27 protein-coding genes and 3 tRNA genes are annotated in these 24,472 nt (G+C 54.3%); 20 read left to right on the plus strand and 10 right to left on the minus strand.

The features are described 5' to 3' along the window. Nucleotides 1-34 precede the first annotated feature (34 nt). Nucleotides 35-295, minus strand: a complete 261-nt coding sequence (locus HMPREF3178_RS12755) for a DUF1289 domain-containing protein (RefSeq protein WP_153675721.1) — start codon at nt 293-295, stop codon at nt 35-37. 121 nt (nt 296-416) lie between these two features. On the opposite strand from HMPREF3178_RS12755, the gene HMPREF3178_RS12760 reads away from it, so the two are divergent. The 4 genes from HMPREF3178_RS12760 to rnt all read left to right on the plus strand — a co-directional run bounded on the left by HMPREF3178_RS12760 (nt 417) and on the right by rnt (nt 3,406). Then, nucleotides 417-1,016, plus strand: coding sequence for a TetR/AcrR family transcriptional regulator (locus HMPREF3178_RS12760; protein ID WP_070585228.1), 600 nt, complete (start codon nt 417-419; stop codon nt 1,014-1,016). Between the two features lie 53 nt (nt 1,017-1,069). After that, nucleotides 1,070-2,167, plus strand: a complete 1,098-nt coding sequence (locus HMPREF3178_RS12765) for an alkene reductase (protein WP_004113448.1) — start codon at nt 1,070-1,072, stop codon at nt 2,165-2,167. Between the two features lie 80 nt (nt 2,168-2,247). Beyond that, nucleotides 2,248-2,655, plus strand: a complete 408-nt coding sequence (gene gloA, locus HMPREF3178_RS12770) for a lactoylglutathione lyase (RefSeq protein WP_004102689.1) — start codon at nt 2,248-2,250, stop codon at nt 2,653-2,655. A 106-nt stretch (nt 2,656-2,761) separates the two neighbouring features. Beyond that, nucleotides 2,762-3,406 (plus strand): ribonuclease T, encoded by a 645-nt coding sequence (gene rnt / locus HMPREF3178_RS12775; protein ID WP_004102691.1) that lies wholly within the window; start codon nt 2,762-2,764, stop codon nt 3,404-3,406. A 50-nt stretch (nt 3,407-3,456) separates the two neighbouring features. On the opposite strand, the gene grxD is transcribed toward rnt, so the two are convergent. Next, nucleotides 3,457-3,804 carry a monothiol glutaredoxin 4 gene (grxD, locus tag HMPREF3178_RS12780; protein WP_004102692.1) on the minus strand — a complete coding sequence of 116 codons (348 nt, stop codon included), beginning with the start codon at nt 3,802-3,804 and terminating at the stop codon, nt 3,457-3,459. Nucleotides 3,805-4,143: 339 nt separating this feature from the next. Between grxD and HMPREF3178_RS12785 the strand changes: the two genes are divergently transcribed. Together HMPREF3178_RS12785 and sodB are read left to right on the plus strand one after the other, a co-directional pair. Continuing rightward, nucleotides 4,144-4,998, plus strand: a complete 855-nt coding sequence (locus HMPREF3178_RS12785; RefSeq protein WP_016810094.1) for a C40 family peptidase — start codon at nt 4,144-4,146, stop codon at nt 4,996-4,998. A gap of 311 nt (nt 4,999-5,309) precedes the next feature. Beyond that, the gene (gene sodB / locus HMPREF3178_RS12790; RefSeq protein WP_004102696.1) at nt 5,310-5,891 is read left to right on the plus strand and encodes a superoxide dismutase [Fe]; all 582 of its coding nucleotides are present in this window, start codon (nt 5,310-5,312) and stop codon (nt 5,889-5,891) included. A gap of 56 nt (nt 5,892-5,947) precedes the next feature. On the opposite strand, the gene HMPREF3178_RS12795 is transcribed toward sodB, so the two are convergent. Continuing rightward, nucleotides 5,948-7,114 (minus strand): MFS transporter, encoded by a 1,167-nt coding sequence (locus tag HMPREF3178_RS12795; RefSeq protein ID WP_016810093.1) that lies wholly within the window; start codon nt 7,112-7,114, stop codon nt 5,948-5,950. A gap of 170 nt (nt 7,115-7,284) precedes the next feature. Then, nucleotides 7,285-7,374 carry a cytochrome bd-I oxidase subunit CydH gene (locus HMPREF3178_RS30925; protein WP_049082851.1) on the minus strand — a complete coding sequence of 30 codons (90 nt, stop codon included), beginning with the start codon at nt 7,372-7,374 and terminating at the stop codon, nt 7,285-7,287. Between the two features lie 296 nt (nt 7,375-7,670). Here HMPREF3178_RS30925 and purR point away from each other — a divergent pair, with 296 nt between their 5' ends. Beyond that, nucleotides 7,671-8,696 (plus strand): HTH-type transcriptional repressor PurR, encoded by a 1,026-nt coding sequence (gene purR / locus HMPREF3178_RS12800; RefSeq protein ID WP_016810091.1) that lies wholly within the window; start codon nt 7,671-7,673, stop codon nt 8,694-8,696. A gap of 18 nt (nt 8,697-8,714) precedes the next feature. On the opposite strand, the gene punR is transcribed toward purR, so the two are convergent. After that, nucleotides 8,715-9,626: a DNA-binding transcriptional activator PunR gene (gene punR / locus HMPREF3178_RS12805; protein ID WP_004102702.1), complete on the minus strand. Its 912-nt coding sequence runs from the start codon at nt 9,624-9,626 to the stop codon at nt 8,715-8,717. Nucleotides 9,627-9,738: 112 nt separating this feature from the next. On the opposite strand from punR, the gene punC reads away from it, so the two are divergent. Together punC and cfa are read left to right on the plus strand one after the other, a co-directional pair. Further along, nucleotides 9,739-10,923, plus strand: coding sequence for a purine nucleoside transporter PunC (punC, locus tag HMPREF3178_RS12810; protein WP_004102704.1), 1,185 nt, complete (start codon nt 9,739-9,741; stop codon nt 10,921-10,923). A gap of 300 nt (nt 10,924-11,223) precedes the next feature. Then, entirely contained in the window at nt 11,224-12,372 is a 1,149-nt protein-coding gene (cfa, locus tag HMPREF3178_RS12815; RefSeq protein WP_004113452.1) for a cyclopropane fatty acyl phospholipid synthase, read from the plus strand. 29 nt (nt 12,373-12,401) lie between these two features. On the opposite strand, the gene HMPREF3178_RS12820 is transcribed toward cfa, so the two are convergent. Next, on the minus strand, nt 12,402-13,043 hold the full coding sequence (locus HMPREF3178_RS12820) for a riboflavin synthase (RefSeq protein WP_004113453.1): 642 nt from the start codon (nt 13,041-13,043) through the stop codon (nt 12,402-12,404). A gap of 232 nt (nt 13,044-13,275) precedes the next feature. Between HMPREF3178_RS12820 and mdtK the strand changes: the two genes are divergently transcribed. The 11 genes from mdtK (at nt 13,276) to HMPREF3178_RS12875 (ending at nt 21,863) form a co-directional block, all read left to right on the plus strand. Continuing rightward, nucleotides 13,276-14,649, plus strand: coding sequence for an MdtK family multidrug efflux MATE transporter (gene mdtK, locus HMPREF3178_RS12825; RefSeq protein ID WP_017145742.1), 1,374 nt, complete (start codon nt 13,276-13,278; stop codon nt 14,647-14,649). A gap of 209 nt (nt 14,650-14,858) precedes the next feature. After that, nucleotides 14,859-14,935, plus strand: a tRNA-Val gene (locus tag HMPREF3178_RS12830). Between the two features lie 4 nt (nt 14,936-14,939). Further along, nucleotides 14,940-15,016, plus strand: a tRNA-Val gene (locus HMPREF3178_RS12835). 4 nt (nt 15,017-15,020) lie between these two features. Continuing rightward, nucleotides 15,021-15,097: transfer RNA gene (locus tag HMPREF3178_RS12840), tRNA-Val, on the plus strand. 441 nt (nt 15,098-15,538) lie between these two features. Next, entirely contained in the window at nt 15,539-15,724 is a 186-nt protein-coding gene (locus HMPREF3178_RS12845) for a con-10 family general stress protein (protein ID WP_004136767.1), read from the plus strand. Nucleotides 15,725-15,814: 90 nt separating this feature from the next. Next, nucleotides 15,815-16,312 (plus strand): YciE/YciF ferroxidase family protein, encoded by a 498-nt coding sequence (locus tag HMPREF3178_RS12850; protein ID WP_004102712.1) that lies wholly within the window; start codon nt 15,815-15,817, stop codon nt 16,310-16,312. 32 nt (nt 16,313-16,344) lie between these two features. Beyond that, nucleotides 16,345-16,851, plus strand: coding sequence for a ferritin-like domain-containing protein (locus tag HMPREF3178_RS12855; protein WP_004102713.1), 507 nt, complete (start codon nt 16,345-16,347; stop codon nt 16,849-16,851). A gap of 19 nt (nt 16,852-16,870) precedes the next feature. Beyond that, nucleotides 16,871-17,743 (plus strand): manganese catalase family protein, encoded by an 873-nt coding sequence (locus HMPREF3178_RS12860; protein WP_017145741.1) that lies wholly within the window; start codon nt 16,871-16,873, stop codon nt 17,741-17,743. Between the two features lie 72 nt (nt 17,744-17,815). After that, the gene (locus tag HMPREF3178_RS12865) at nt 17,816-19,219 is read left to right on the plus strand and encodes a cytochrome ubiquinol oxidase subunit I (protein ID WP_004102715.1); all 1,404 of its coding nucleotides are present in this window, start codon (nt 17,816-17,818) and stop codon (nt 19,217-19,219) included. Further along, a complete protein-coding gene (gene cydB / locus HMPREF3178_RS12870) occupies nt 19,219-20,229 on the plus strand; it encodes a cytochrome d ubiquinol oxidase subunit II (protein ID WP_004102716.1) in 1,011 nt (336 codons plus the stop codon). Before HMPREF3178_RS12865 ends, cydB begins: the two co-directional genes overlap by 1 nt. Before the next feature lie 8 nt (nt 20,230-20,237). Further along, complete coding sequence (locus HMPREF3178_RS12875; protein ID WP_017145740.1) at nt 20,238-21,863, plus strand: alpha-amylase family protein; 1,626 nt, start codon at nt 20,238-20,240, stop codon at nt 21,861-21,863. Here the strand turns inward: HMPREF3178_RS12875 and HMPREF3178_RS12880 are convergent. From HMPREF3178_RS12880 to HMPREF3178_RS12895, 4 genes are read right to left on the minus strand one after another with little or no spacing between them, the layout of a single operon-like run. Next, on the minus strand, nt 21,860-22,849 hold the full coding sequence (locus HMPREF3178_RS12880) for an SDR family oxidoreductase (RefSeq protein WP_016810083.1): 990 nt from the start codon (nt 22,847-22,849) through the stop codon (nt 21,860-21,862). The two genes, HMPREF3178_RS12875 and HMPREF3178_RS12880, sit on opposite strands and share 4 nt — an antisense overlap. Nucleotides 22,850-22,870: 21 nt before the next feature. Beyond that, nucleotides 22,871-23,389, minus strand: coding sequence for a 2-oxo-tetronate isomerase (locus tag HMPREF3178_RS12885; RefSeq protein ID WP_004102720.1), 519 nt, complete (start codon nt 23,387-23,389; stop codon nt 22,871-22,873). A gap of 12 nt (nt 23,390-23,401) precedes the next feature. After that, nucleotides 23,402-23,848 (minus strand): DUF421 domain-containing protein, encoded by a 447-nt coding sequence (locus HMPREF3178_RS12890; protein ID WP_004102722.1) that lies wholly within the window; start codon nt 23,846-23,848, stop codon nt 23,402-23,404. A 9-nt stretch (nt 23,849-23,857) separates the two neighbouring features. After that, complete coding sequence (locus tag HMPREF3178_RS12895) at nt 23,858-24,361, minus strand: hypothetical protein (RefSeq protein WP_017145739.1); 504 nt, start codon at nt 24,359-24,361, stop codon at nt 23,858-23,860. Nucleotides 24,362-24,472 lie beyond the last annotated feature (111 nt).

Genomic DNA, 24,472 nt, shown 5'->3' on the forward strand with positions numbered 1-24,472 from the left:
TAAAAAAGTGTCCTGAGTATACGCAATTTTTTGCTTAAAACAGTGAGGGTTGCTGCGGTTCTTCCGCACTATCCTGCTTAGCTGCGCGTAATTTACGCAGCAGCCGCTGGCGACACAGACGCAGAACATCCTGCTTTTGCGCATCGCTCATTTTCTGCCAGTTGAAACGCTCATCGCGGCTACGCATGCACCCCCGGCAGTAGCCGCGTTCATCAGACTGACAAATCCCCCGGCAGGGACTCTGTACCGGGAAGAACTCCAGTTGTTCAGCCACTTCGCCTCTCCAGCCGCTCATCTCTGTCTTTATTGAAGACGTTTCATCCGCCGTACGCAAATTTTGTTCGTCGCCCTCTGCGCCAGGCAGCATTTTTAATTATGGCTTGCATTAGACCAATCGGTCTATTACAGTGAGCGCCATGAACAAACACAGTGAATGCAATACCCGCGAACATATCCTGGCCACCGGCGAGCAGCTTTGTATGCATCGGGGTTTTACCGGTATGGGGCTGAGTGAACTGCTAAAAACAGCGGAAGTGCCGAAAGGTTCTTTCTATCACTATTTTCGCTCTAAAGAAGCCTTTGGCGTAGCGCTGCTCGACCATCACTACGCCGGATATCTTCAGCGCCTGGTTGAGCATTTTGCCCACGGCGAGGGAAACTATCGCGACCGCCTTTTGGCCTACTATCAGCATACGCTGACCCAGTTTTGCCAGCAGGGCATCATTAGCGGCTGCCTGACGGTGAAGCTGTCGGCAGAGGTCTGCGATCTGTCGGAAGATATGCGCACCGCGATGGATAAAGGGGCCAGTCAGATCATTACCCTGCTGGGCGATGCGCTGGAGCAAGGTCGTCAGGAAGGTAGCCTGACGTTTGACGGTGACGCATTAATGCTCTCACAGGTGCTTTACTCTCTGTGGCTGGGGGCGAATCTGCAGGCCAAGATTACGCACAGCGCAACGCCGCTGGAAAGCGCCCTGGCCCACGCAAAAAAAATTATTGCTGCGCCTGCCCTATAACAGGCGTTTTTATTTAACCCGTTTCAAGACGACCGGTCTACTCAGGAGTCATTATGTCAGAATCAAAGTTGTTTACCCCGTTGAAAGTAGGTGCGGTAACCGTGCCGAATCGCGTGTTTATGGCTCCGCTAACGCGTCTGCGCAGTATTGAGCCGGGGGATATTCCCACCCCGCTGATGGGCGAATACTACCGCCAGCGCGCCAGCTCCGGCCTGATTATTTCCGAAGCGACCCAGATTTCCGCTCAGGCTAAAGGCTACGCGGGTGCGCCAGGGCTGCACAGTCCGGAACAGATTGCCGCATGGAAAAAGATCACCGCCGGCGTCCACGCTGAAAACGGGCGTATTGCCGTCCAGCTGTGGCATACCGGGCGTATTTCGCACAGCAGCATCCAGCCCGGCGGCGCCGCCCCGGTTGCGCCATCGGCCATCAGCGCGGGCACCCGGACTTCGCTGCGCGACGAAAACGGCCATGCCATTCGCGTTGACACCTCAATGCCGCGCGCGCTCGAAACCCACGAGATCCCAGGGATCGTTGATGATTTCCGTCAGGCGGTAGGTAACGCCCGCGATGCCGGATTCGATCTTGTCGAACTGCACTCCGCCCACGGTTACCTGCTGCACCAGTTCCTTTCCCCTTCTGCCAACCATCGTACTGACCAGTACGGCGGCAGCGTGGAGAATCGCGCTCGCCTGGTGCTGGAAGTGGTTGATGCGGTGAGTAAAGAGTGGAGCGCCGACCGTATCGGTATTCGCGTCTCGCCCATCGGCAGTTTCCAGAACGTCGATAATGGCCCGAATGAAGAAGCCGACGCGCTCTATCTGATCGAAGAGCTGGCGAAACGCGGTATTGCCTACCTGCACATGTCCGAACCGGACTGGGCTGGCGGCCAACCGTACAGCGATGAGTTCCGCCAGAAAGTGCGCGACCGTTTCCCGGGCGCTATTATCGGCGCGGGCGCCTACACGGTTGAAAAGGCCAACGATCTGATCGGTAAAGGGCTGATCGATGCCGTGGCCTTTGGTCGCGACTACATTGCTAACCCGGACCTGGTGGCGCGCCTGCAGAAAAAGGCCGCTCTGAACCCACAGCGTCCGGAAAGCTTCTACGGCGGCGGCGCGGAAGGTTATACCGATTACCCTACCCTGTAATCCCTCCATTGATAGCGGCGGGTTATCGCCGCTATACTCAACGCTCTGATGTATCAAAAATAAACTGCATAGGGGACATTATGCGCTTACTTCACACCATGCTGCGCGTTGGCGACCTGCAACGTTCTATTGAGTTTTACACCAACGTGCTGGGCATGAAACTGCTGCGCACCAGCGAAAACACTGAATATAAATACTCGCTGGCATTCGTGGGTTACGGCGAAGAAAGCGATACCGCCGTGATTGAGCTGACCTACAACTGGGGCGTGGATAAGTACGATCTCGGTAACGCGTATGGTCATATTGCGCTGAGCGTTGAAAACGCGGCGGAAGCCTGCGAACGTATTCGTCAGAACGGCGGCAACGTGACCCGTGAAGCCGGCCCGGTTAAAGGCGGTACGACGGTCATCGCCTTCGTCGAAGATCCGGATGGTTATAAAATCGAGCTGATTGAAGAGAAAGACGCCGGAAAAGGCCTCGGCAACTAATCTGCTGCGGGCGCCCGCGGTGCCCGCTGTTTTATCCCCTTCCTGCTGCAAGCCGCGGCAAAATTTGCCATAATGCGCGCTACTTTTTTCCAGCTAAGAGAATCTGATGTCCGAGAACGCTCAACTGAATGGTCTGTGCGACCGTTTTCGCGGTTTTTATCCAGTGGTAATTGATGTTGAGACCGCCGGATTTAATGCCAAAACCGACGCCCTGCTGGAGATCGCCGCTATTACGCTGAAAATGGACGAAGAAGGCTGGCTCATGCCGGACGAAACGCTGCATTTTCATGTTGAACCTTTTGAGGGCGCAAACCTGCAGCCCGAAGCTCTGGCTTTTAACGGTATTAACCCCAACGATCCCGAGCGCGGCGCGGTGAGCGAATACGATGCGCTGCACGCGATTTTTAAAATGATCCGCAAGGGCATGAAAGAGAGCGACTGCAGTCGCGCTATTATGGTCGCGCATAACGCCACCTTCGACCATAGCTTTACCATGGCGGCGGCAGAACGTGCGGGGCTGAAACGTAATCCATTCCATCCGTTCGTCACCTTCGATACCGCGGCCCTGAGCGGTCTTGCGCTTGGCCAAACGGTATTGTCGAAAGCCTGTATCGCCGCCGGAATGGCATTTGACGGGACTCAGGCCCACTCTGCGCTTTACGATACCGAACAAACGGCGCAGCTATTCTGCGAAATCGTCAACCGCTGGAAGCGTCTTGGCGGCTGGCCCTTACCCGTGGCCGAAGAATAAATGAAAAAAAAGCGACTTCACGAGAAGTCGCTTTTTTATTTAAAGCAAAATTACTCTGCTTTCGGCTCGTCAGTTTTGTACTTAGCGGCCGTTTCTTTGATCAGCTGCTGCAGTTCGCCGCGCTGATACATTTCAATCACGATGTCACAGCCGCCGACCAGCTCACCGTCTACCCACAGCTGCGGGAAGGTTGGCCAGTTAGCGTATTTAGGCAGTTCCGCGCGGATGTCCGGGTTTTGCAGGATATCGACGTAGGCAAAACGTTCGCCACAGGCAGAGAGCGCCTGAACGGCCTGAGCGGAGAAACCGCAGCTTGGCAGCTTCGGAGACCCTTTCATATACAGCAGGATCGGGTTTTCAGCGATTTGACGTTGGATTTTTTCTAAAGTCGTGCTCATTGTCGTGCTTCCTTAAACTTCTCTACGGCAGTAATTTGTCATTGTAGCGCCCTGAACGCAGGACCGATAATAACATTTTTTTCACTTGCCACATTTTATCTTCTGTAGGCAAAAGTTGCCTCAAAAATATCATTTTATTGCTATACGCAGCAACGCATTGCGCGTTTTTCATGCGGCGAGCCCGCCGGGAGACGCATTTTTTTGCAAATGTTAACCAAACGAGACTTTAGATACAAAAGAGTATTAACTTTCCACGATTTTATGCTTTAGAATCGATGCGTTTTGTCATTCATCGTCAGGCATAGGTATATGTCTGTAATTTAATCAGGGGATTGCTCAGTGGCGCGTCTTAACAAAATCGCGATTTCGCTCTGTGCATTACTTTTCACATCTATTTCACTTACGCCGCTGGCGCATGCTTCCGGGCATACGCACGCTTCGGCCACGCCCAAAGCGCATCCGGCTAAAGGCACTACCGCAGAGCGTAAGAAAAAAGCAGCCAGTTCCAAAAGCAAAACCACCGCCAAAACCTCCAGCAAAAAAACACCGACCGCCAGCCGCAGCAAAACAACCGCTTCACGCCAGACCGCCAGCGCCACCAAAAAATGCGTCCTGCGCAAGGGCTACAAAAAGCTGTGCGCCAGCTCGACAAGGTCGATTGCGGAAAGCAAGCTGGCCGCGGCGAGCCTGCAGAAAAAGTGCGTGGTGCGTAAAGGCTATAAAACCCGCTGCAAACCCATTGCCGACGAGCCGCAGCTGACTATCGCCGATGCGCATAAAGCGCGGGTACAAAAAGCGCAAAGCACCGCGATGTCAAAGTTGATGGATCAGATTGGCAAACCTTATCGCTGGGGCGGGACCTCTCCGCGCACCGGATTTGATTGCAGTGGTCTGGTCTATTACGCCTATAAAGACCTGGTTAAAATTCATATTCCGCGCACTGCCAATGAGATGTATCACCTGCGCGACGCTCGTCCAGTGGATCGCGGCGAGCTGCAAAGCGGGGATCTCGTCTTCTTCCGCACCCGCGGGCGCGGGACGGCAGATCACGTCGGGGTATACGTCGGCAACGGCAAGTTTATTCAGTCTCCGCGCACCGGTCGCGATATACAGATTACCTCTTTAAGCGACGATTACTGGGTACGCCACTACGTCGGCGCGCGTCGCGTTATGACGCCGAAAACCATTCGCTAAATGTGCCTTGTCGCTGCGGCGACAGGGTAACTCTCTCTTTTGCCACATCTTTTAATTTGCTACTATTACCTTGCGCAATACAGGGTTATTGCGCGCACCAGACCCAGAATAATTGCAGCAGCATCACAAGACGCCCTGCCGTTTTGAACCGCGCTTGCGCAGGCCCCAAAGGGGCGAGGCTTAAGCCGAGTCTTGCGGCAGCTCAGCGCATCCCGGGAGCGAACAACAGTACATGACCGGGGTAAGTGCAGGTAGTCAACACAGATGCCGCTGGGATTATGAAGGGTATAACGATAAAAAGGAGAGTAGCAATGTCGTTCGAATTACCTGCATTACCATATGCAAAAGACGCCCTGGCGCCGCACATTTCAGCGGAAACCCTGGAATACCACTACGGTAAGCACCACCAGGCCTATGTGACTAACCTTAACAACCTGATCAAAGGCACCGCGTTTGAAGGCAAAACCCTGGAAGAGATCGTGCGTTCTTCCGATGGCGGCGTCTTTAACAACGCCGCGCAGGTCTGGAATCACACCTTCTACTGGAACTGCCTGGCGCCAAACGCCGGTGGCGAACCGGAAGGCGAACTGGCGGCGGCTATCGCTAAATCTTTCGGCAGCTTCGCGGATTTCAAGGCCAAATTCACCGACGCGGCGGCAAAAAATTTCGGCGCAGGCTGGACCTGGCTGGTGAAAAATGCCGACGGTAGCCTGGCCATCGTCTCTACCAGCAACGCCGGTACGCCGCTGACCAGCGACGCTACCCCGCTGCTGACCGTGGATGTCTGGGAACATGCGTATTACATCGACTACCGTAACGCCCGTCCGAACTATCTGGAACACTTCTGGGCGCTGGTAAACTGGAAGTTTGTTGCCGCTAATCTGGCAGCATAAAAGCCTACCGCAGAAGCATTGCTGCTTCTGCGGTTATTATTTCACTTCACGTGAACTTAATGGTTAGCAAACGCCTCTTCCGGTTGCGCCCGCCCGCTGAACAGCACCAGCAGTAGCGCTACGCCCGCGATAATCGCTCCCATCACCGGTACGAACGCATATCCCAGGCCGCCGGATATAACCGCGCCGCCCGCCGCCGCGCCCAGCGCGTTACCAAGATTGAAGGCCCCGATATTAACCGATGAAGACAGCCCCGGCGCCTCATGAGCGACGCGCATCACGCGCATCTGCAAAGGCGGTACCACCGCAAACGTCGCCGCCCCCCAGACAACCATACTTATCGCCGCTCCCACCTGCGACTGAGCCAGCAGCGGGATCGCCAGCATAATGACCATCAGCAGCAGAAGAAAGCCCTTCAGCGTTGCGGTAACGGAACGGTCGGCAAACTTACCGCCGAGATAGTTACCCAGCGAGAAACCGACGCCAATCAGCACCAGCATGGCGGTCACAAACAGCGGTGAAGCGTGGGTGATGGTATGCAGAACCGGGGAGATATAGGTATAAAGCGTGAACATCGCCCCGGCGCCCAACACGGTGGTCAATAGCGCCGACAGCACCTGCGGACGCATCAGCACCGCAAGTTCCTGCTTCACGTCCGGACGTTCGCCGGCGCTGCCCTTCGGTAGCGACAGCCACAGGCCGATCATCGCTACAACGCCCAGCCCCGCCGTTGCCAGAAACGACATTCGCCAGCCGATAGTTTCGCCCAGCCAGGTTGCCGCAGGAACGCCGCCGATATTGGCGATCGTCAGCCCCATAAACATCGTTGCTACCGCGCTGGCCTGCTTATGTTTAGGCACCACGCTCGCCGCCACCACCGAGCCGAGACCGAAGAAGGCGCCGTGGTTGAGGCTGGTAATAATGCGCGACAGCAGCAGCGTAGTGTAATCCGGGGCAATTGAAGAGAGCACATTACCGAGGGTAAAAATGGCCATCAGAAAGATTAGCGCATTTCTGCGCGCGCGGTGGGAGAGCAGCAGGGTCATTAACGGCGCACCGACCATCACGCCGATGGCATAAGCGCTAATGAGCATTCCCGCCGCCGGAATAGACACATCCACGCCTTTAGCAATAACCGGTAATAGTCCCATCGGGGAGAACTCGGTCGTGCCGATACCAAAGGCGCCGATCGCCAGCGCGAGCAGGGGAAAGTTGATTTTCATGCAGGAACTCCATCAGGCCGCCTTCAGCGACGGCATCTTATTCAGAAGTCAAAAGCATGACATCAATCACAGAAAAACAAAAGTAAACGAAATGGCAAAAGATTTTTGCGAAATTGATAATAATAGGCGGGGGGGTAAAGGGAGAGCGGCCCCTCCCTCTCAGTAAAGAATTAGTGCAGTACTGCAGTCAAACCTGCGGCAACAATCAAACCCAGAACAATAATCGTTGTCGTCAGCGAAAACTTTAAATTTGTATCCATCAATTTTTCCCCCTGATTATCCCCACATGAAAAGTGAGCTTGCTCATTTTTACACAGAATAGCGTAAAAATCTTCCGAGATTTAGAGTGATGCACATTTTTGCTCTTCCCCTTTGCCCCAAGATCGGACAAAATCCCACGCTAATTTGAAAGCGTATCGGCCATTGACCCCTTCCTGTCGTTCTGTGTCGTTTTCCCGACGTGATGCCATGATCCATTTTGGCGCCAGGGTGTGTACAGGCAATCGTTTACGTACCGATAGACAGACGATCAGGTCAAGGTCTGGAGTGAGAAGTAATGGCAACTATTAAAGATGTAGCGAAACGCGCAAACGTTTCCACTACAACAGTATCACATGTAATTAACAAAACCCGATTCGTAGCGGAAGAGACGCGCAATGCGGTATGGGCGGCCATTAAGGAGCTGCATTACTCCCCCAGCGCCGTTGCTCGCAGCCTGAAGGTCAATCACACCAAGTCTATTGGTCTGCTGGCGACCAGCAGCGAAGCGGCTTATTTCGCCGAGATTATCGAAGCGGTCGAGAAAAGCTGCTTCCAGAAGGGCTATACCCTTATCCTCGGCAACGCCTGGAACGACCCGGAGAAACAGCGCGCCTATCTGTCAATGATGGCGCAGAAGCGCGTTGATGGCCTGCTGGTGATGTGCTCCGAGTATCCGGAATCAGTTTTAAGCATGCTGGAAGAGTATCGCCACATCCCGATGGTGGTCATGGACTGGGGCGAGGCAAAAGCCGACTTTACTGATTCGGTCGTCGATAACGCCTTCGAAGGCGGCTATATTGCCGGACGCTACCTGGTTGAACGCGGCCACCGCGATATCGGCGTGATCCCAGGCCCACTGGAGCGTAACACCGGTGCGGGCCGGCTGGCAGGCTTTATGAAAGCCATGGAAGAAGCGCAGATCGGCGTTCCGGAAAACTGGATTGTCCAGGGCGATTTTGAACCGGAGTCCGGCTATCGCGCCATGCAGCAAATTCTCAACCAGCATCCTCGCCCGACGGCTATTTTCTGCGGCGGCGATATTATGGCCATGGGCGCCATCTGCGCGGCGGATGAAATGGGGCTGCGCGTGCCGCAGGATATTTCGCTGATCGGTTATGATAACGTGCGCAACGCCCGCTACTTCAGCCCGGCGCTGACCACCATCCATCAGCCTAAAGACTCTCTGGGCGAAGCGGCCTTTAATATGCTGCTGGATCGCATCGTCAATAAGCGCGAAGTCTCGCAGTCGATTGAAGTCCATCCGCGTCTGGTCGAGCGCCGCTCTGTGGCCGACGGCCCGTTTGTCGATTACCGCCGTTAACCTTTCCTGCGGCGTCGGTTATTCCGGCGCCCGCAGCCACTCCCGATTCAGCGTTTCGCTATCGCCAAGATAATCCAGCAGCCATAACAGGGCCGGAGAGGCATCGCTTTGTTGCCACGTCAGACAGCAGGCAGCATCCGGGAATGGGTTCTCCAGCTCCAGCGCCGTCCATTCACCGCTATCGAGCCACGGCTTTGCTAAATGCCCGGGCACCATCCCGACGCACAGCCCCGCGGAGAGACAGGTTTCAGAGGCATCCCAGTCCGGCACAACCACCCTCTTCTGGTTATCGAGCAGCCAGGTGGTCCGCTTCGGCAGCGAGCGTGAGGTATCCTCTCTGACCAGCGATGGCCAGTTGCGCAGGACGTCATCGCTTAAAGGTCCCGTCATTTTGGCCAGCGGATGGTGGCTTGCGACGACGCAGTCCCAGCTCAGCATTCCCATATCCCGAAAGGCGTAGCGGCCCCCGACCGGAATTGAGCGCGTTGCGCCGATCGCCAGCTCCACGCGACCGTCGGCCAGCGCATCCCAGACGCCGTTGAACACCTCCTGAAAAACAATCAGCTCAACGTCATCAAAGTGACGATAGAAATCAACGATCATCTGCCGCATACGCGTTGGCTTAACGATATTATCCACCGCGATAGAGAGCTGTCCGCGCCAGCCGTTGGCTATCTGCTGACACTGCTGGCGGGTGATCTGCATTTTTTTGATAACAGATCGCCCTTCCTGCAAAAACCAAACGCCGGCAGGGGTTAGCTCGACATCCCGATGGCGGCGTTCAAATAGCGGCACCGCCAGCCACTCTTCCAGCTGACGCACGGTATAGCTGACGGCCGAAGGGACGCGGTGCAATTCCTGCGCAGCGGCGCTAAAGCTGCCGTTGCGGGCGACAGCATCGACAACTTCAAGCGAGTATTCAGACCACATTTTCTGCCTGCAAAATTTTTGAATTCACCTGACAAATATTAGCGTTTCACAAGCCTGAATGCACTCCCTACACTCTGCGCCATCGTACCTGCATCACTAAAAAGAGAATGATATGCAACAACCTGGGAAAGGATTTTTAGTCTGGCTGGCCGGACTCAGCGTTCTGGGCTTTCTGGCCACCGATATGTACCTGCCGGCTTTTGCGGCCATGCAGCAAGATCTGCATACCTCAGCGGCGTCGATCAGCGCCAGCCTGAGTCTGTTTCTCGCGGGCTTTGCGCTGGGCCAGCTTTTCTGGGGGCCCATCTCCGATCGTTACGGCCGTAAACCGGTGCTGTTGAGCGGACTGGCCATCTTTGCCATCGGCTGTCTGGGCATGCTTTGGGTCCGCGATGCTACGCTGATGCTGGCGCTGCGTTTTATCCAGGCTCTGGGGGTTTGCGCCGCCGCGGTGACCTGGCAGGCCATGGTGACCGATTATTATCCTGCCCAAAAAACCAACCGCATTTTCGCCGCCATTATGCCCCTGGTGGGATTATCGCCTGCGCTGGCGCCGCTGCTCGGCAGCTGGTTACTGGTTCATTTTGAATGGCAGGCTATTTTTGCCGTTCTGTTCGCCATTACCCTGCTGTTAATGCTGCCAGCCCTGCGCCTGAAGGCGGCGAAAAAAAGGATCGTCAGCGCCCAGCAGAAGCTTACGTTCCTCGCCCTGCTGCGTTCGCGGGAATATAGCGGCAACGTGCTGATCTACGCCGCCTGTTCCGCCAGCTTCTTTGCCTGGCTGACGGGGTCGCCGTTTATCCTTCACGAGATGGGCTACGGCCCGACCGTTATCGGCCTGAGCTATGTTCCGCAAACCATCGCGTTTCTGGTAGGTGGCTACGGCTGCCGGGCGGCGCTGCAAAAATGGCAGGGCCAGCAAATTCTGCCGTGGCTGCTGGCGATCTTCGCCGTCAGCGTGGCCGCCACCTGGCTGGTTGGCCTGCGGGAAAATGCAACCCTGGTGGGATTAATGATTCCGTTCTGCGCCATGGCAGTGGTGAATGGCGGTATCTATCCTATCGTCGTCGCCCAGGCGCTGAAGCCCTTCCCTGAGGCGACAGGCCGCGCCGCGGCGTTGCAAAACACCCTGCAGCTTGGCCTCTGTTTTTTGACCAGCCTGCTGGTCTCCACGCTGATCGCCACTCCGCTGCTAACGACCACCAGCGTGATGCTGGTCTCCATCGTGCTGGCCGGAATCGGCTACCGCATGCAGCATAAGGCCGCGCATCTGGAAACAGAATCGTCACATGCTTAAGGTATTCTGCTGATAGTTGCCAGATCCAGTAGTTAGCTTGCTAAGATATTTTTGTTGAAAGCCTGTTTTTAGCGGCCTATACTGGATCCGGCATCACATAAATAGAAAGATTAGTTGATTTTTAACGGGAGCAGGATGCATCCCGTTTTACCATGGAAGGCCTTTCGGCAAGGGTTATCTCCCTTCCTCTGTTCTACGTCGGATAGCAGCCTTACGGATTATCCGTGAGATTTCTCACAAAGCCAAAAAAGCGTCTACGCTGTTTTAAGGTTCTGATCACTTGGGCGTGATGGAGAAGCTATGAGTTCATCGTGTATAGAAGAAGTAAGTGTACCAAATGATGACTGGTACCGAATCGCAGCTGAATTATTAAGCCGTGCGGGCATTGAAATTAATGGTCCTGCGCCCTCCGATTTGCGGATTAAAAACCCTCATTTTTTTAAACGCGTTTTGCAGGAAGGGTCGCTGGGTTTAGGCGAGAGCTATATGGACGGCTGGTGGGATTGCGAGCGGCTGGATATATTTTTCCATAAAGTATTACGCGCCGGTCTGGAAAATCAGCTTCCCCATCATTTCAAAGATACCCTGCGTATCGCCACTGCACGCTTATTCAATCTGCAAAGTAAAAAACGGTCCTGGATTGTCGGGAAAGAGCATTACGATTTAGGCAACGATCTGTTCAGCCGCATGCTCGATCCCTATATGCAGTATTCCTGCGCTTACTGGAAGGATGCGCAGAATCTGGAAGACGCACAGCAGGCAAAATTAGATCTCATCTGCCGTAAACTTCAGCTTGAGCCGGGGATGCGGGTGCTGGATATCGGCTGTGGCTGGGGTGGACTGGCCTACTATATGGCCAAAAATTACCAGGTCAGCGTTGTCGGCGTCACGATTTCAGCTGAGCAGCAAAAAATGGCCCAGCAGCGCTGCGCAGGTCTTGACGTTACTATCCTGCTGCAGGACTACCGCGACCTGCAAGAGAGCTTTGACCGTATCGTCTCAGTCGGCATGTTTGAACATGTCGGGCCGAAAAATTACGCCACCTACTTCGACGTGGTCGACCGGAATTTGAAACCCGAAGGCCGCTTCCTGCTGCATACTATCGGCTCGAAAAAAACCGACCATAACGTCGACCCGTGGATCGATAAATATATCTTCCCTAACGGCTGTCTGCCCTCAGTACGCCAGATTGCCGAAGCCAGCGAGCCGCATTTTGTTATGGAAGACTGGCATAATTTCGGTGCCGACTACGACACCACGCTAATGGCCTGGTATGAGCGCTTTCTGAATAGCTGGCCGGAAATTGCCGACAATTATTCGGAGCGCTTCAAACGCATGTTTAGCTATTACCTGAATGCTTGCGCCGGCGCTTTCCGCGCGCGCGATATTCAGCTCTGGCAGGTGGTTTTTTCTCGCGGTGCCGAACACGGTCTGCGCGTAGCCCGCTAAAAATTCCCCCGCTTCGGCGGGGGAATTTATTATTCGGCCGCGTTTTTCAGGGCCGCTGCTGCTTCTTTTGCCGCCAGAACGCGCTCAACGGTATCGATAACGGCCTGAGTCTGCGGATCGATCTCAATATTTACCCGGTCCCCCAGCTTTTTCACGCCAAGGGTGGTGCGCTGCAGCGTTTCCGGGATCAAATGCACGCAAAACCGGGTGGGCGTCACTTCCCCTACCGTGAGGCTAATACCATCGACGCCGATATAGCCTTTATAAAGGATATATTTCATCAGCGTCGGGTCCTGAACCTTAAACCAGATTTGGCGATTATTTTCCGACGTCAGAATTTTAACCACTTCCGCGGTGGTCATAATATGGCCTGACATCAGGTGGCCGCCAATTTCATCGCTGAATTTTGCCGCCCGCTCGACGTTAACGCTGTCGCCCTCGCGCAGCGCGCCCAGATTGGTGATGCGCAAGGTCTCTTTCATCAGGTCAAAACTCACTCGCGCGCCATCGATATCGGTGACGGTTAAACAGCAGCCGTTATGAGCTACCGAAGCCCCGGTTTCGAGCCCCGCAAGCATATGCTCAGGCAGCTCCACGACGTGGGTGCGAAAGTTGGGTTTTTCATCAATGGCCACCACTCTGGCGGTCCCCTGCACAATACCGGTAAACATATTTTGCTCCTGTATGAATTCGTAACGGTATCAAGACCGTTTTAGGCTATGACACGAACAATAACAGGTGGCAAAACAGGTTGCCAGCGCACAACGTGTTGTGCGATTTTTTCACTGGCTAAATGGCTAATCCTCGCTACAATAGTCTGGCAAATCCCTCTGCTTTTTCTTCTTGCTGCCCCTGATGGCGGCTTTTTTAGTCCTCCAATAACAACAATATAAAGGTGTTTACGTGCAGAAGTATTTTATTGAAGCGCGTCAGTTATTAGCACTGGCTATACCCGTTATACTCGCCCAGGTCGCCCAAACCGCCATGGGCTTCGTCGATACCGTGATGGCGGGCGGCTATAGCGCCACCGATATGGCGGCCGTCGCCATCGGTACCTCCATCTGGCTGCCGGCAATCCTCTTCGGCCACGGCCTGCTGCTGGCCCTGACGCCCGTTATTGCTCAACTGAATGGTTCCGGCCGTCGCGACCGCATCGCCCACCAGGTACGCCAGGGGTTCTGGCTGGCGGGCTTCGTCTCGATCCTGGTCATGGTGGTACTGTGGAACGCTGGCTACATCATCAGCTCCATGCATAACATCGACCCGGCGATGGCGGAGAAGGCGGTCGGCTACCTGCGGGCGCTGCTGTGGGGCGCGCCCGGCTATCTGTTCTTCCAGGTAGCGCGTAACCAGTGTGAAGGCCTGGCAAAAACCAAGCCGGGCATGGTAATGGGGTTTATCGGTCTGCTGGTTAACATTCCGGTGAACTACATCTTTATCTACGGTCACTTTGGCATGCCTGAGCTCGGCGGGATCGGCTGCGGCGTGGCGACGGCTTCGGTGTACTGGGTGATGTTTTTCTGCATGCTCTCCTGGGTTCGCCGCGCGCGTTCGATGCGCGATATTCATAACGCTGAGCGCTTCAGCAAACCGGATTTCGTCGTTATCCAGCGTCTGGTGCAGCTGGGCCTGCCGATTGCGCTGGCGCTGTTTTTCGAAGTGACCCTGTTTGCCGTCGTCGCGCTGCTGGTCTCACCGCTGGGCATTGTCGACGTGGCCGGGCACCAGATTGCCCTAAACTTCAGCTCGCTGATGTTCGTATTACCGCTCTCCCTGGCGGCGGCGGTGACCATTCGCGTCGGTTTCCGTCTCGGGCAAGGCTCGACGCTGGAGGCGCAAACGTCGGCCAGAACCGGCGTCGGGGTTGGAGTGTGTATGGCCGTGATTACGGCGGTTTTCACCATTCTGATGCGTGAGCAAATCGCCCTGTTGTATAACGATAATCCTGAGGTTGTCGCGCTGGCGTCCCAGCTGATGCTGCTCGCGGCGATCTACCAGATCTCTGACTCCATACAGGTGATCGGCAGCGGCATCCTGCGCGGTTATAAAGATACGCGTTCCATCTTCTTTATTACCTTTACCGCATACTGGGTTCTGGGGCTGCCGAGCGGCTATCTGCTGGCTCTGACCGATATCGTGGTGCCGCGCATGGGTCCTGCTGGCTTCTGGTGCGGATTTATCATTGGCCTCACCTCCGCTGCCGTAATGATGATGCTGCGCATGCGTTTCCTGCAGCGTCAGCCTTCCAGCGTCATATTGCAGCGCGCCGCGCGCTAATCTCTGGCGGCAATTTATCGATACCTGACGGCGCTGATTCAGCGCCGTTTTCGTCTCTTGATGAGCAAATCCTCTTTCGCATCAGTAAAATATAACCAATATGGATAAAACTTCTGCGATCGCGAGAAATCTGGAAGAAAAGTGACGTTTGCCTCTTGCCACAACCCCTCCCTGCCGCTAATATGCGTCCCCGTTGCCACTGCAACAATGCGTTCATAGCTCAGTTGGTTAGAGCACCACCTTGACATGGTGGGGGTCGTTGGTTCGAGTCCAATTAAACGCACCATAATGCGTCCGTAGCTCAGTTGGTTAGAGCACCACCTTGACATGGTGGGGGTCGTTGGTTCGAGTCCAATTGAACGCACCATAATGCGTTTATAGCTCAGTTGGTTAGAGCACCACCTTGACATGGTGGGGGTCGGTGGTTCGAGTCCACTCGGACGCACCATTTCACAGCCTCGTGATCTGGTGCCTTATTTCTCTCCCGCATTGAATTATCCTAAAATGACCTTCAGCATTGGCAAAACGCTATTTTCTGATTTTTCCCGGTTGTGTTCTTAATATCTTTCACGATTCCGACAACTTATTTTTCGCGCTTATGTAAAGAGACGTAAAGCCCTGCGTCGCCCGTTTCCCCCCGTATTAACGCAGCGGTCATAAATATATCCTGCAGTAATATAAATGTTTTCGTTAGTTCCTAGCCTGTTATGATCGCAGCCGCTTTAAACAAGCGGAACGGTAGCCGCGGCATAATTCAGATTATTTCAAAAAATATCACCGCAAACCGGTTTGACTGTTCAAAAATACCGACTAAATTTAATTGCTGAACGACAACGGATACGTAATTAAATCGTATCTACCTGACATAAACTCACAGAGGTATGAAAATATGGCAGAACATCGTGGTGGTTCCGGTAATTTCGCTGAAGACCGTGATAAAGCATCTGAAGCTGGACGTAAAGGCGGTCAGCACAGCGGTGGCAATTTTAAAAACGATCCGCAACGTGCATCTGAGGCCGGTAAAAAAGGCGGCCAAAATAGTCATGGTGGTGGACGCAAATCTGACAACTCCTGATTATTAATCGTTTCATTCTCTTGTAATTAATAAGAGTATCCTGCGGGTCTGCGGACTCGCAGTTATTCTCTAGCATTAAGGATATTCCCAATGAATATGAAGAGCATAGAAGACGTTTTTATTCATCTGTTATCGGATACTTATAGCGCAGAAAAACAATTAACCCGCGGCCTGGCTAAACTAGCCCGGGCGGCGTCAAGCGAGCAGCTTAGCGCCGCATTCAAAGCGCATCTGGAGGAGACCCAGGGGCAAATTGAACGTATCGATCAAATTGTCGAACAAGAAGCCAATATTAAAATTAAGCGCATGAAATGCGTGGCGATGGAGGGGCTTATAGAAGAAGCTAACGAGGTTATTGAGAGTACTGAGAAAAATGAAGTGCGCGATGCCGCGTTAATTGCCGCTGCGCAAAAAGTTGAACATTATGAAATTGCCAGCTACGGCACTCTCGCCACTTTAGCCCAACAGCTGGGTTATAAAAAAGCGGTTAAGCTTTTAACAGAAACGTTAGAAGAAGAGAAGTCAACCGATCTGAAATTAACTGACCTGGCGGTCGGCAATATTAATAAAGAAGCACAAAATAAATAGCCAGAAAATAACCTGATATTAAGGAGTTCATTATGAATCACGTTGAACACTATCACGACTGGCTACGCGATGCGCATGCAATGGAAAAACAAGCAGAATCCATGCTGGAGTCGATGGCTGGCCGTATCGATAACTACCCCGATTTGCGCAGCAGAATTGAACAGCACGTCACCGAAACCAAGCGCCAAATTACGGTTCTGGAAGAGATTCTGGATCGTAATGATATATCGCGGTCGGTGCTGAAAGATTCAATGAGTAAAATGGCTGCGTTAGGTCAATCTATTGGCGGCATGTTCCCTTCCGATGAAATCGTTAAGGGTTCAATTAGCGGCTATGTTTTCGAACAGTTTGAAATCGCGTGTTATACCTCTCTGCTTGCCGCTGCGAAAAGAGCCGGTGACACCGCGTCTATTCCCGCCATCGAATCCATTCTGGCGGAAGAGCGGGCCATGGCCGACTGGCTGCTGAAACATATCCCGCAAACAACGGAAGAGTTCCTTCTGCGCTCTGACGCAAAAGGCGTTGAAGCTAAAAAATAAGCAATAAGGATAAGAGCCTATGTTCCGACACGTTAAGCAACTTCAGTATACCGTCAGGGTCGCGGAACCTAATCCGGGGCTGGCTAATCTCCTTCTGGAGCAATTCGGCGGCCCTCAGGGCGAACTCGCCGCCGCATGCCGATATTTCACACAGGGCCTGAGCGATGACGATCCGGGTCGCAAGGATATGCTGATGGACATTGCTACCGAAGAGCTGAGCCACCTTGAAATTATCGGCTCGCTGGTAGGTATGCTCAATAAAGGGGCGAAAGGCGCCCTGGCGGAAGGTACGGAAAACGAAGCCGATCTGTACCGCTCGCTTACCGCTAACGGCAACGACAGCCATATTACCTCTTTGTTATATGGCGGAGGCACGCCGCTGACCAATTCCGCCGGCGTGCCCTGGACCGCAGCATACATTGACACCATTGGTGAACCCACCGCGGATTTACGCTCCAACGTGGCCGCCGAGGCGCGCGCTAAAATCATCTATGAGCGCCTGATAAACGTCACCGATGACCCCGGCGTGAAGGATGCGCTGGCCTTTCTGATGACCCGAGAAGCCGCCCATCAGCTCTCTTTTGAGAAGGCGCTTCAATCCATCAGAAACAACTATCCGCCGGGCAAACTACCGCCAATCACTGACTACGCCAGCACCTACTACAATATGTCAGAGGGCGATGACATTCGCGGCAGCTGGAATAGCGATCTGCACTTCGAGTATGTTGCGAATCCGCAGCCTGCAGTAGATGGCGGAGATGGCGGTGCCAGCGTTAAGCTAACGGCCGAACAAAAGGCCCTGGTGAAAACCATGGCGAAACGCACCCAATCCGACCCGGAAGGCGATCCTCTCACCGGCGCAGAACTTGGCGCGGGTAAGAAAAAGCCGTAATCAGCAACGATCGGTTGTTAATCACTTCCCCCTGCCTGGTTCGGGGGGTTGTTATGTGATGGGGTTCAGAACATGTTTGAACTCGATGCGTTTAATCTGGCAAGGCTACAGTTCGCATTTACCGTCTCTTTTCATATCCTGTTTCCGGCGATTACCATCGGACTGGCCAGCTATCTGGTGGTGCTGGAGGGGATGTGGCTGCGGACAAAAGATGACGTCTGGCGCTCGTTATATAATTTCTGGCTGAAGATTTTTGCCGTTAATTTCGGCATGGGCGTGGTATCAGGCCTGGTGATGGCCTATCAGTTCGGTACCAACTGGAGCGGTTTCTCTCAGTTTGCCGGGAGTATTACCGGTCCCCTGCTGCTGTATGAAGTCCTCACCGCGTTTTTCCTCGAAGCGGGCTTCCTGGGCGTCATGCTTTTTGGCTGGAACAAAGTCCCCCCAGGACTGCATTTTTTCACCACCTGCATGGTGGCGCTCGGCACGCTAATGTCCACCTTCTGGATCCTCGCCTCCAATAGCTGGATGCAGACGCCGCAGGGCTTTACCATTGAAAACGGTCACGTCATTCCCCAGGACTGGCTGGCGATTATTTTCAACCCATCTTTCCCGTATCGCCTGTTACACATGGCGATCGCCGCTTTTCTCAGCAGTGCGATGTTCGTGGGCGCCTCTGCCGCCTGGCACCTTCTGCGCGGGAACAATACCCCTGCCATACGTAAAATGTTCTCCATGGCGATGTGGATGGCCCTGCTGGTTGCGCCAATTCAGGCCTTCGTTGGCGATATGCACGGCCTCAATACCCTTGAGCATCAGCCGGCAAAAATCGCCGCCATAGAAGGCCACTGGGAGAATAAACCCGGCGAGGCCACCCCGCTGCTGTTGTTTGGCATACCGGATATGGAGGAAGAGCGTACCAAATACGGGCTGGAAATTCCGGCGCTTGGCAGCCTGATCCTGACCCATAGCCTGGATAAGCAGGTCCCGGCGCTGAAAGATTTTCCGAAAGAGAATCGGCCAAACTCCCTCATCGTTTTCTGGTCGTTCCGTATCATGGTGGGTATGGGCGTGCTGATGATTGCCCTCGGCGTCTGGAGCCTGTGGCTTCGCTATCAGCAGCGTCTTTTCCACTCTCGCGCCTTCCAGTGGAGCGCCCTGGCGATGGGGCCGGCAGGACTGCTGGCGCTGTTGGCCGGCTGGATCACGACCGAAGCGGGACGTCAGCCCTGGGTCATTTATGGTTTTTTACGCACCCAGGATGCGGTTTCGCTGCACAGCACGGCGCAAATGGTCGTCAGCCTGCTGGTCTTTATCGTGGTGTACTGTTCGGTCTTTGGCGTCGGTTATTACTACATTGTCCGGCTTATTAAGAAAGGGCCGCAGCCCGTCAGCGAATTGACATCGTCAACGTCCGGCACGCCGGCTCGCCCCCTTTCTGCCGCAGAAGCCGTGCCTGAAGAGGAGACTCGCTAATGGGCATCGATATCCCCGTTATCTGGTTTGTCATCATTGTATTCGCCACATTGATGTATATCGTTATGGACGGCTTCGATCTTGGCATCGGAATTTTATTCGGCTTTGTACCGAATGCTCAAGAACGCGACGTGATGATGAATAGCGTCGCCCCGGTGTGGGATGGCAATGAGACATGGCTGGTGCTGGGCGGCGCGGGGCTATTTGGCGCCTTTCCCCTGGCCTACGCCGTTATCACCGATGCGCTGGCTATCCCGCTCACCGCCATGCTCATTGGCCTGATCTTCCGCGGCGTCGCCTTTGAGTTCCGCTTCAAGGCCACCCCCTCGCATCAAAAGTTCTGGGACTACTCTTTTGTCAGCGGCTCCCTGCTGGCGACCTTTAGCCAGGGGATGGTGGTAGGCGCGGTCATCAACGGTTTTGAGGTCGCCGACCGCAGGTTTGCCGGCTCGGCGCTCGACTGGCTGACGCCCTTTAGCCTGTTCTGCGGCTTAGGGCTGGTCGTCGCGTATATGCTGCTTGGTACGACCTGGCTGATTATGAAAAGCGAAGGCGCCCTACAACAGCGCATGCGTGAGCTGACTCGCCACACGCTTCTGGCGCTGATGGCGGTCATCGCCGTTGTGAGCGTCTGGACGCCGCTGGGCTGGCCCTCCGTGGCTGAGCGCTGGTTTACCCTGCCTAATTTCTACTGGTTTGTACCCGTTCCTGTACTGGTCATTGCCTTAAGCCTGTGGATCTGGCGGTTAAGCGCCCATCCTGGTAGCCATGCCCGCCCTTTCCTGCTTACGCTTGGGCTCATTTTTCTTGGCTTTAGTGGTCTGGGTATCAGTCTCTGGCCCAACATCATCCCTCCGCATATTACGCTGTGGGAAGCCTCCGCGCCGCCCGCCAGCCAGCTCTTTATGCTGGTAGGGACCCTGCTTATCATTCCGGTGATTTTGGTTTACACCGCATGGAGCTACTACGTATTCCGCGGCAAAGTTTCCGGCACTGAAGGCTATCACTGAGGTGCGCTATGGCGGACTGGCATACGCGAGCCATCATTTATCAGATTGATTCAGCCCTGTTTTACGATCTCAACGGCGATGGCTGCGGCGATATCGCCGGAATGACGGCGAAGCTGCGCTATATTCGCCGAATGGGCGCGACGGTGATCTGGATAACGCCCTTCTACCTGACGCCTTTTCTGGATGAGGGTTACGATGTCAGCGATCATCTGCAGGTCGATCCGCGCTTTGGACAACTGGCGGATATCATTGCCTTTATCGAGCAGGCCCGTGAACTGGGGATGCAGGTCATTATTGAATTGCTGATTCAACATACCTCTGACGCGCACCCCTGGTTTCAACAAGCGCGCCGCAGTCGACGCTCGCCGTTTCGCGACTATTACCTGTGGTCAGACAACGATGATGATGATACGCCGCCGATGTTCCCCGGCGTCGAAGAGAGCATCTGGTCCTGGGATGCTGAGGCCGGGCAATATTATCGGCATATGTTTTATCGTCATGAACCGGATCTCAACCTGGCCTCGCCAGCGGTCATCAAAGAGGTCGAAAATATCGTCATTTTTTGGCTAAAGCTGGGGGTGTCCGGCTTTCGCCTCGATGCGGCCTCACATCTGACTAAGCAGGCCGGACGCGGCGAGGAGAAACGCGGGCTGTGGCTTCTCGAACATCTACGCCGCCTGATTGAACGGCACAACCCGCAGGCCATACTGCTCGGCGAAGTCGACGTTGAGGTGGCGGAGTATCGCGACTATTTTGGCGATAATAATCGACTTAATATGGTGCTTAACTTCTGGTTGAACAAAAATTTTTACGTCAGTCTCGCGAGTAAGAACGCCCGTCCGCTGATCGACGCCATCACGAAAACCATCGTGCCGCCCGACGCCTGCTGCTTCGCCAACTGGCTACGTAATCACGATGAACTGGATCTTGAAGGGGTAGGCCGCAAGAAAAAGCAAACCGTGATGGATGCCTTCGCCCCGGATAAGGAGATGAACGTTTACCAGCGCGGTATCCGCCGTCGGCTGGCCCCCATGCTGAACGGCGATCGGCGGCGGCTGGCGCTCTGTCATGCCGTACTCTTTTCGCTCCCCGGCGTACCGATAATGCGCTACGGGGATGAAATTGGGATGGGTGACAATCTGGCCCTGGAAGAGCGCTACGCGGTGCGCACGCCGATGCAATGGGCCGGCTCAGCGGGCGGCGGTTTCTCCGCAGCCGATCCTGCTACTTTTGTCGCTCCATTGATCGATAAGGGGCCGTTTCGCTATCAGAAGGTCAACGTCGCTGATTCGCTGCTGCACCGCCATTCCCTTCTGCATCGCATTATAGATATCGCCAATACGCGGTGCGAGTTTCCGGAAATCGCCGTTGCGCCTTTTCGCATTATCGGCATCGATCGGCAGGCGATTCTGGGGATTTGCTACGATGCCGACCAACGCCGCGTCATCACCTTTCTTAATTTCAGCGACAAGCGCGTGCGCTTCACCGCGAAAGAGATTGCCAAGGGCGTCTGGACGCCCTGCCTGGCCGACAAAACCTATGCTGACGACCTTGTTGCGGGTAAGCGCGTTGAGCTGGAGATTGGCGCCTATGGCTACCGATGGTTCTGGACCAACAGTAGCGCGCTGCGTTAGCGTTTTTTACGCGAGATAAACCATTTTGCCAACAACCATCCCGCCGCTGCCGCGCCGCCGAGCAGCGCTTTTCCCGGCACGCCGGAGGTGATGGCGGCGGCGCGATACTTCGCCTCTGAGGAAAAACGCCCGTGGGTTTTATGCAGTCTGCTGACCGGCTGTTGTAGATAATCCTGCCGGTCAGCGACATTCCTGTGCCGGGTCATTTGCCCTTCCCATGCTTTATTAACCATCAGTCGATCGAGGAAGCCGGGGAAGAGAAATTGCCCAACGATAGACTGGATTGTGCTGCTCCCCACCCAGAGTTCACGCACGGGCCTGCGTGCAACGTTGAAGATAGCCTCTGCGGCCACCTCCGGCTGATAGACGGGGGGCACCGGGCGCATCGCCCAGGCAAACTTATTGCGCGCCCACTCAAACTGCGGCGTATTCAGGCCAGGCATCTGTACCATTGAGATACTCACGCCGCTCTTTTCATGCATCAGTTCCGTGCGAACCGCATCGGTAAAGCCCCGAATCGCGGCCTTCGCCCCGCAGTAGGCGGACTGTAGCGGAATGGAGCGATAGGCCAGCGCGGAACCGACCTGGATAATGATGCCGCGATCGCGGGGCGTCATTAGCTCCAGCGCGGCGCGGGTGCCGTTGACGTAACCAAGATAGGTGACTTCGGTGACCCGCGAAAATTCATCGTGGGTCATCGTCCTGAAAGGCGCCAGCACCGCGCACATGGCGTTATTGACCCACACCTCGATAGCCCCTAATTGCTTTTCGATCTCGCAGGCGGCAGTGTTAATCGCATCCGCATCAGCGACATCGGCCTGAACGACATGCACCCGAACGCCAAACTGCCGCAGCGCCTGCTGCGTCGCTTCAAGGCTTTGACGATCGCGGGCGATAATCCCCACGTCATAGCCTGCCCGCGCAAAGCGAACAGCCGTTGCTTTGCCGACGCCCGCGGTACCGCCGGTGATCGTCATGACCGCCATAGAACCTCCGCCATGAAAGTGTTATTCGCCCTGCCAGCCGGGCAGTTTCTCCATCAGCATCGCCAGCGAGTAGCGTACGGATTTCTCAACGACATCCTGGCAGCCGCCGGAAAACAGCACCTTCTGCGCGTCGATTGCGCCGCGAAAATTCCATGCGAACCAGACGGTTCCCGCAGGCGTCCCGTCCTCGCCGCCGTCCGGCCCAGCGTATCCGCTTATCGCGATGCTGATATCCGCTCCGGAACACTCCAGCGCGCCCGCCGACATCTCTTCCACGGCCTGTCGACTGACGGCGCTATACTTTTCCAGCGTCGAAGCCTTAACGCCGAGAAGTTTTTGCTTCGCACGGTCGCTAAAGGTGATTAAACCAATATCGTAAAACGCAGCCGTATCCTCCTCCGCGCACAGCGCTGCCGCCAGGCTTCCCCCGGTACACGACTCAGCGGTGGTTAAGCGTAAACGACGGTCGGTCAATGCGATGGCGACTTGTTTGGTCAGCTCACCGGTGGTTTTCGCCTGGTTATAAGGATTATTCGCCATAAAGATACCTTCTTAACTTTCAGCAGGAATAATAGAAATATGTCCGTTCCTTTCCAGTATGGCATATTTGATTTTACTTAATTCCGTAATACCCTGATTCTGCCGTGCGGCCACAAGAATATCATCGCAGGAGACATCCACTTTTTTGAGTTTATCAATTAACGGAACGCCGTTTTCGACTAAAATTACCGGGCAGCCATCAAGCGCTGACTCGGCGCCAGCCATATATTTTTTCATTAAGCCGAACAGCATATCCACCACCACCAGCGTGATAATCGTCAGCATGGCGCCGGTAACCGAAAAGTCGTTCCCCAGCAGCGCCTGTTGTGTCGCTTCGCTGATGATAAGTAATAAAATCAGATCAAAGCTGGTCATTTGTAATAGCGCCCGGCGTCCGGCGATTTTAAAAACCACCAGCAAAATTAAATAAATGGCCAGCGCCCGCAACACCATCTCCATCACGTTCTCCTAAGGATAAATAAATTGCCAGAAGCGAATTTCGGGTTCGCTATTAAGCTGTAAAGCGTGATTCAGCTTGCCGGGAGCGGTGGGCGTAACGTAGAGCCATATGGAAAAATTTTCCATACTTTTCAAATTATTATAAACCAAAAAGAGTCGATCGTCCTTACTGTACATACTATCTGGCTGGGGCCAGATAGTATTGGTTTCGAGCGATGAAGTAAAATCACCGCCAAGGCTAAAAACATATTTATTGGCGACGCGCGAATGGGCAGTAATTTTTAGTCGGAACTCAGTTTGCAAACGGCCAAAACGCTCATAAACCACGGTTAAATTTTGCTGGGCATTTGTTTTTTCAGCACGGCTCAAATAGCCGGTGGAAAAAATCCCCGCCAGCGCTGCGAAGATGATTAATAATAATATCCCGAACCCGATCTTACGAGCAGCACATTCAAAATTAAGAAAAAGTTCACTCTCTTTTATCCCGGGCAGCTTCTCTTTTTCACTGACCATTTTTCACCTCACCGTTGCGCTTATCATCGCGGCGCCAGCTTAAGGAATAGCAATCAGGTTTAATATGTCAAGTTCATCGCGGCAAACCAGGAATATTAGCAAAACAAAAAT

The organism is Klebsiella sp. HMSC09D12 (genome assembly GCF_001808475.1).
Taxonomy (GTDB): Bacteria; Pseudomonadota; Gammaproteobacteria; order Enterobacterales; family Enterobacteriaceae; genus Klebsiella; species Klebsiella oxytoca.

What these genes read in the sequence shown, in the direction of transcription:
- HMPREF3178_RS12755 (WP_153675721.1), bottom strand. Translation starts at nt 295, where the DNA reads ATGAGCGGCTGGAGAGGCGAAGTGGCTGAACAACTGGAGTTCTTCCCG.
- HMPREF3178_RS12760 (WP_070585228.1), top strand. Translation starts at nt 417, where the DNA reads ATGAACAAACACAGTGAATGCAATACCCGCGAACATATCCTGGCCACC.
- HMPREF3178_RS12765 (WP_004113448.1), top strand. Translation starts at nt 1,070, where the DNA reads ATGTCAGAATCAAAGTTGTTTACCCCGTTGAAAGTAGGTGCGGTAACC.
- gloA (WP_004102689.1), top strand. Translation starts at nt 2,248, where the DNA reads ATGCGCTTACTTCACACCATGCTGCGCGTTGGCGACCTGCAACGTTCT.
- rnt (WP_004102691.1), top strand. Translation starts at nt 2,762, where the DNA reads ATGTCCGAGAACGCTCAACTGAATGGTCTGTGCGACCGTTTTCGCGGT.
- grxD (WP_004102692.1), bottom strand. Translation starts at nt 3,804, where the DNA reads ATGAGCACGACTTTAGAAAAAATCCAACGTCAAATCGCTGAAAACCCG.
- sodB (WP_004102696.1), top strand. Translation starts at nt 5,310, where the DNA reads ATGTCGTTCGAATTACCTGCATTACCATATGCAAAAGACGCCCTGGCG.
- HMPREF3178_RS12795 (WP_016810093.1), bottom strand. Translation starts at nt 7,114, where the DNA reads ATGAAAATCAACTTTCCCCTGCTCGCGCTGGCGATCGGCGCCTTTGGT.
- HMPREF3178_RS30925 (WP_049082851.1), bottom strand. Translation starts at nt 7,374, where the DNA reads ATGGATACAAATTTAAAGTTTTCGCTGACGACAACGATTATTGTTCTG.
- purR (WP_016810091.1), top strand. Translation starts at nt 7,671, where the DNA reads ATGGCAACTATTAAAGATGTAGCGAAACGCGCAAACGTTTCCACTACA.
- punR (WP_004102702.1), bottom strand. Translation starts at nt 9,626, where the DNA reads ATGTGGTCTGAATACTCGCTTGAAGTTGTCGATGCTGTCGCCCGCAAC.
- punC (WP_004102704.1), top strand. Translation starts at nt 9,739, where the DNA reads ATGCAACAACCTGGGAAAGGATTTTTAGTCTGGCTGGCCGGACTCAGC.
- cfa (WP_004113452.1), top strand. Translation starts at nt 11,224, where the DNA reads ATGAGTTCATCGTGTATAGAAGAAGTAAGTGTACCAAATGATGACTGG.
- HMPREF3178_RS12820 (WP_004113453.1), bottom strand. Translation starts at nt 13,043, where the DNA reads ATGTTTACCGGTATTGTGCAGGGGACCGCCAGAGTGGTGGCCATTGAT.
- HMPREF3178_RS12845 (WP_004136767.1), top strand. Translation starts at nt 15,539, where the DNA reads ATGGCAGAACATCGTGGTGGTTCCGGTAATTTCGCTGAAGACCGTGAT.
- HMPREF3178_RS12850 (WP_004102712.1), top strand. Translation starts at nt 15,815, where the DNA reads ATGAATATGAAGAGCATAGAAGACGTTTTTATTCATCTGTTATCGGAT.
- HMPREF3178_RS12855 (WP_004102713.1), top strand. Translation starts at nt 16,345, where the DNA reads ATGAATCACGTTGAACACTATCACGACTGGCTACGCGATGCGCATGCA.
- HMPREF3178_RS12860 (WP_017145741.1), top strand. Translation starts at nt 16,871, where the DNA reads ATGTTCCGACACGTTAAGCAACTTCAGTATACCGTCAGGGTCGCGGAA.
- HMPREF3178_RS12865 (WP_004102715.1), top strand. Translation starts at nt 17,816, where the DNA reads ATGTTTGAACTCGATGCGTTTAATCTGGCAAGGCTACAGTTCGCATTT.
- cydB (WP_004102716.1), top strand. Translation starts at nt 19,219, where the DNA reads ATGGGCATCGATATCCCCGTTATCTGGTTTGTCATCATTGTATTCGCC.
- HMPREF3178_RS12875 (WP_017145740.1), top strand. Translation starts at nt 20,238, where the DNA reads ATGGCGGACTGGCATACGCGAGCCATCATTTATCAGATTGATTCAGCC.
- HMPREF3178_RS12880 (WP_016810083.1), bottom strand. Translation starts at nt 22,849, where the DNA reads ATGGCGGTCATGACGATCACCGGCGGTACCGCGGGCGTCGGCAAAGCA.
- HMPREF3178_RS12885 (WP_004102720.1), bottom strand. Translation starts at nt 23,389, where the DNA reads ATGGCGAATAATCCTTATAACCAGGCGAAAACCACCGGTGAGCTGACC.
- HMPREF3178_RS12890 (WP_004102722.1), bottom strand. Translation starts at nt 23,848, where the DNA reads ATGGAGATGGTGTTGCGGGCGCTGGCCATTTATTTAATTTTGCTGGTG.
- HMPREF3178_RS12895 (WP_017145739.1), bottom strand. Translation starts at nt 24,361, where the DNA reads ATGGTCAGTGAAAAAGAGAAGCTGCCCGGGATAAAAGAGAGTGAACTT.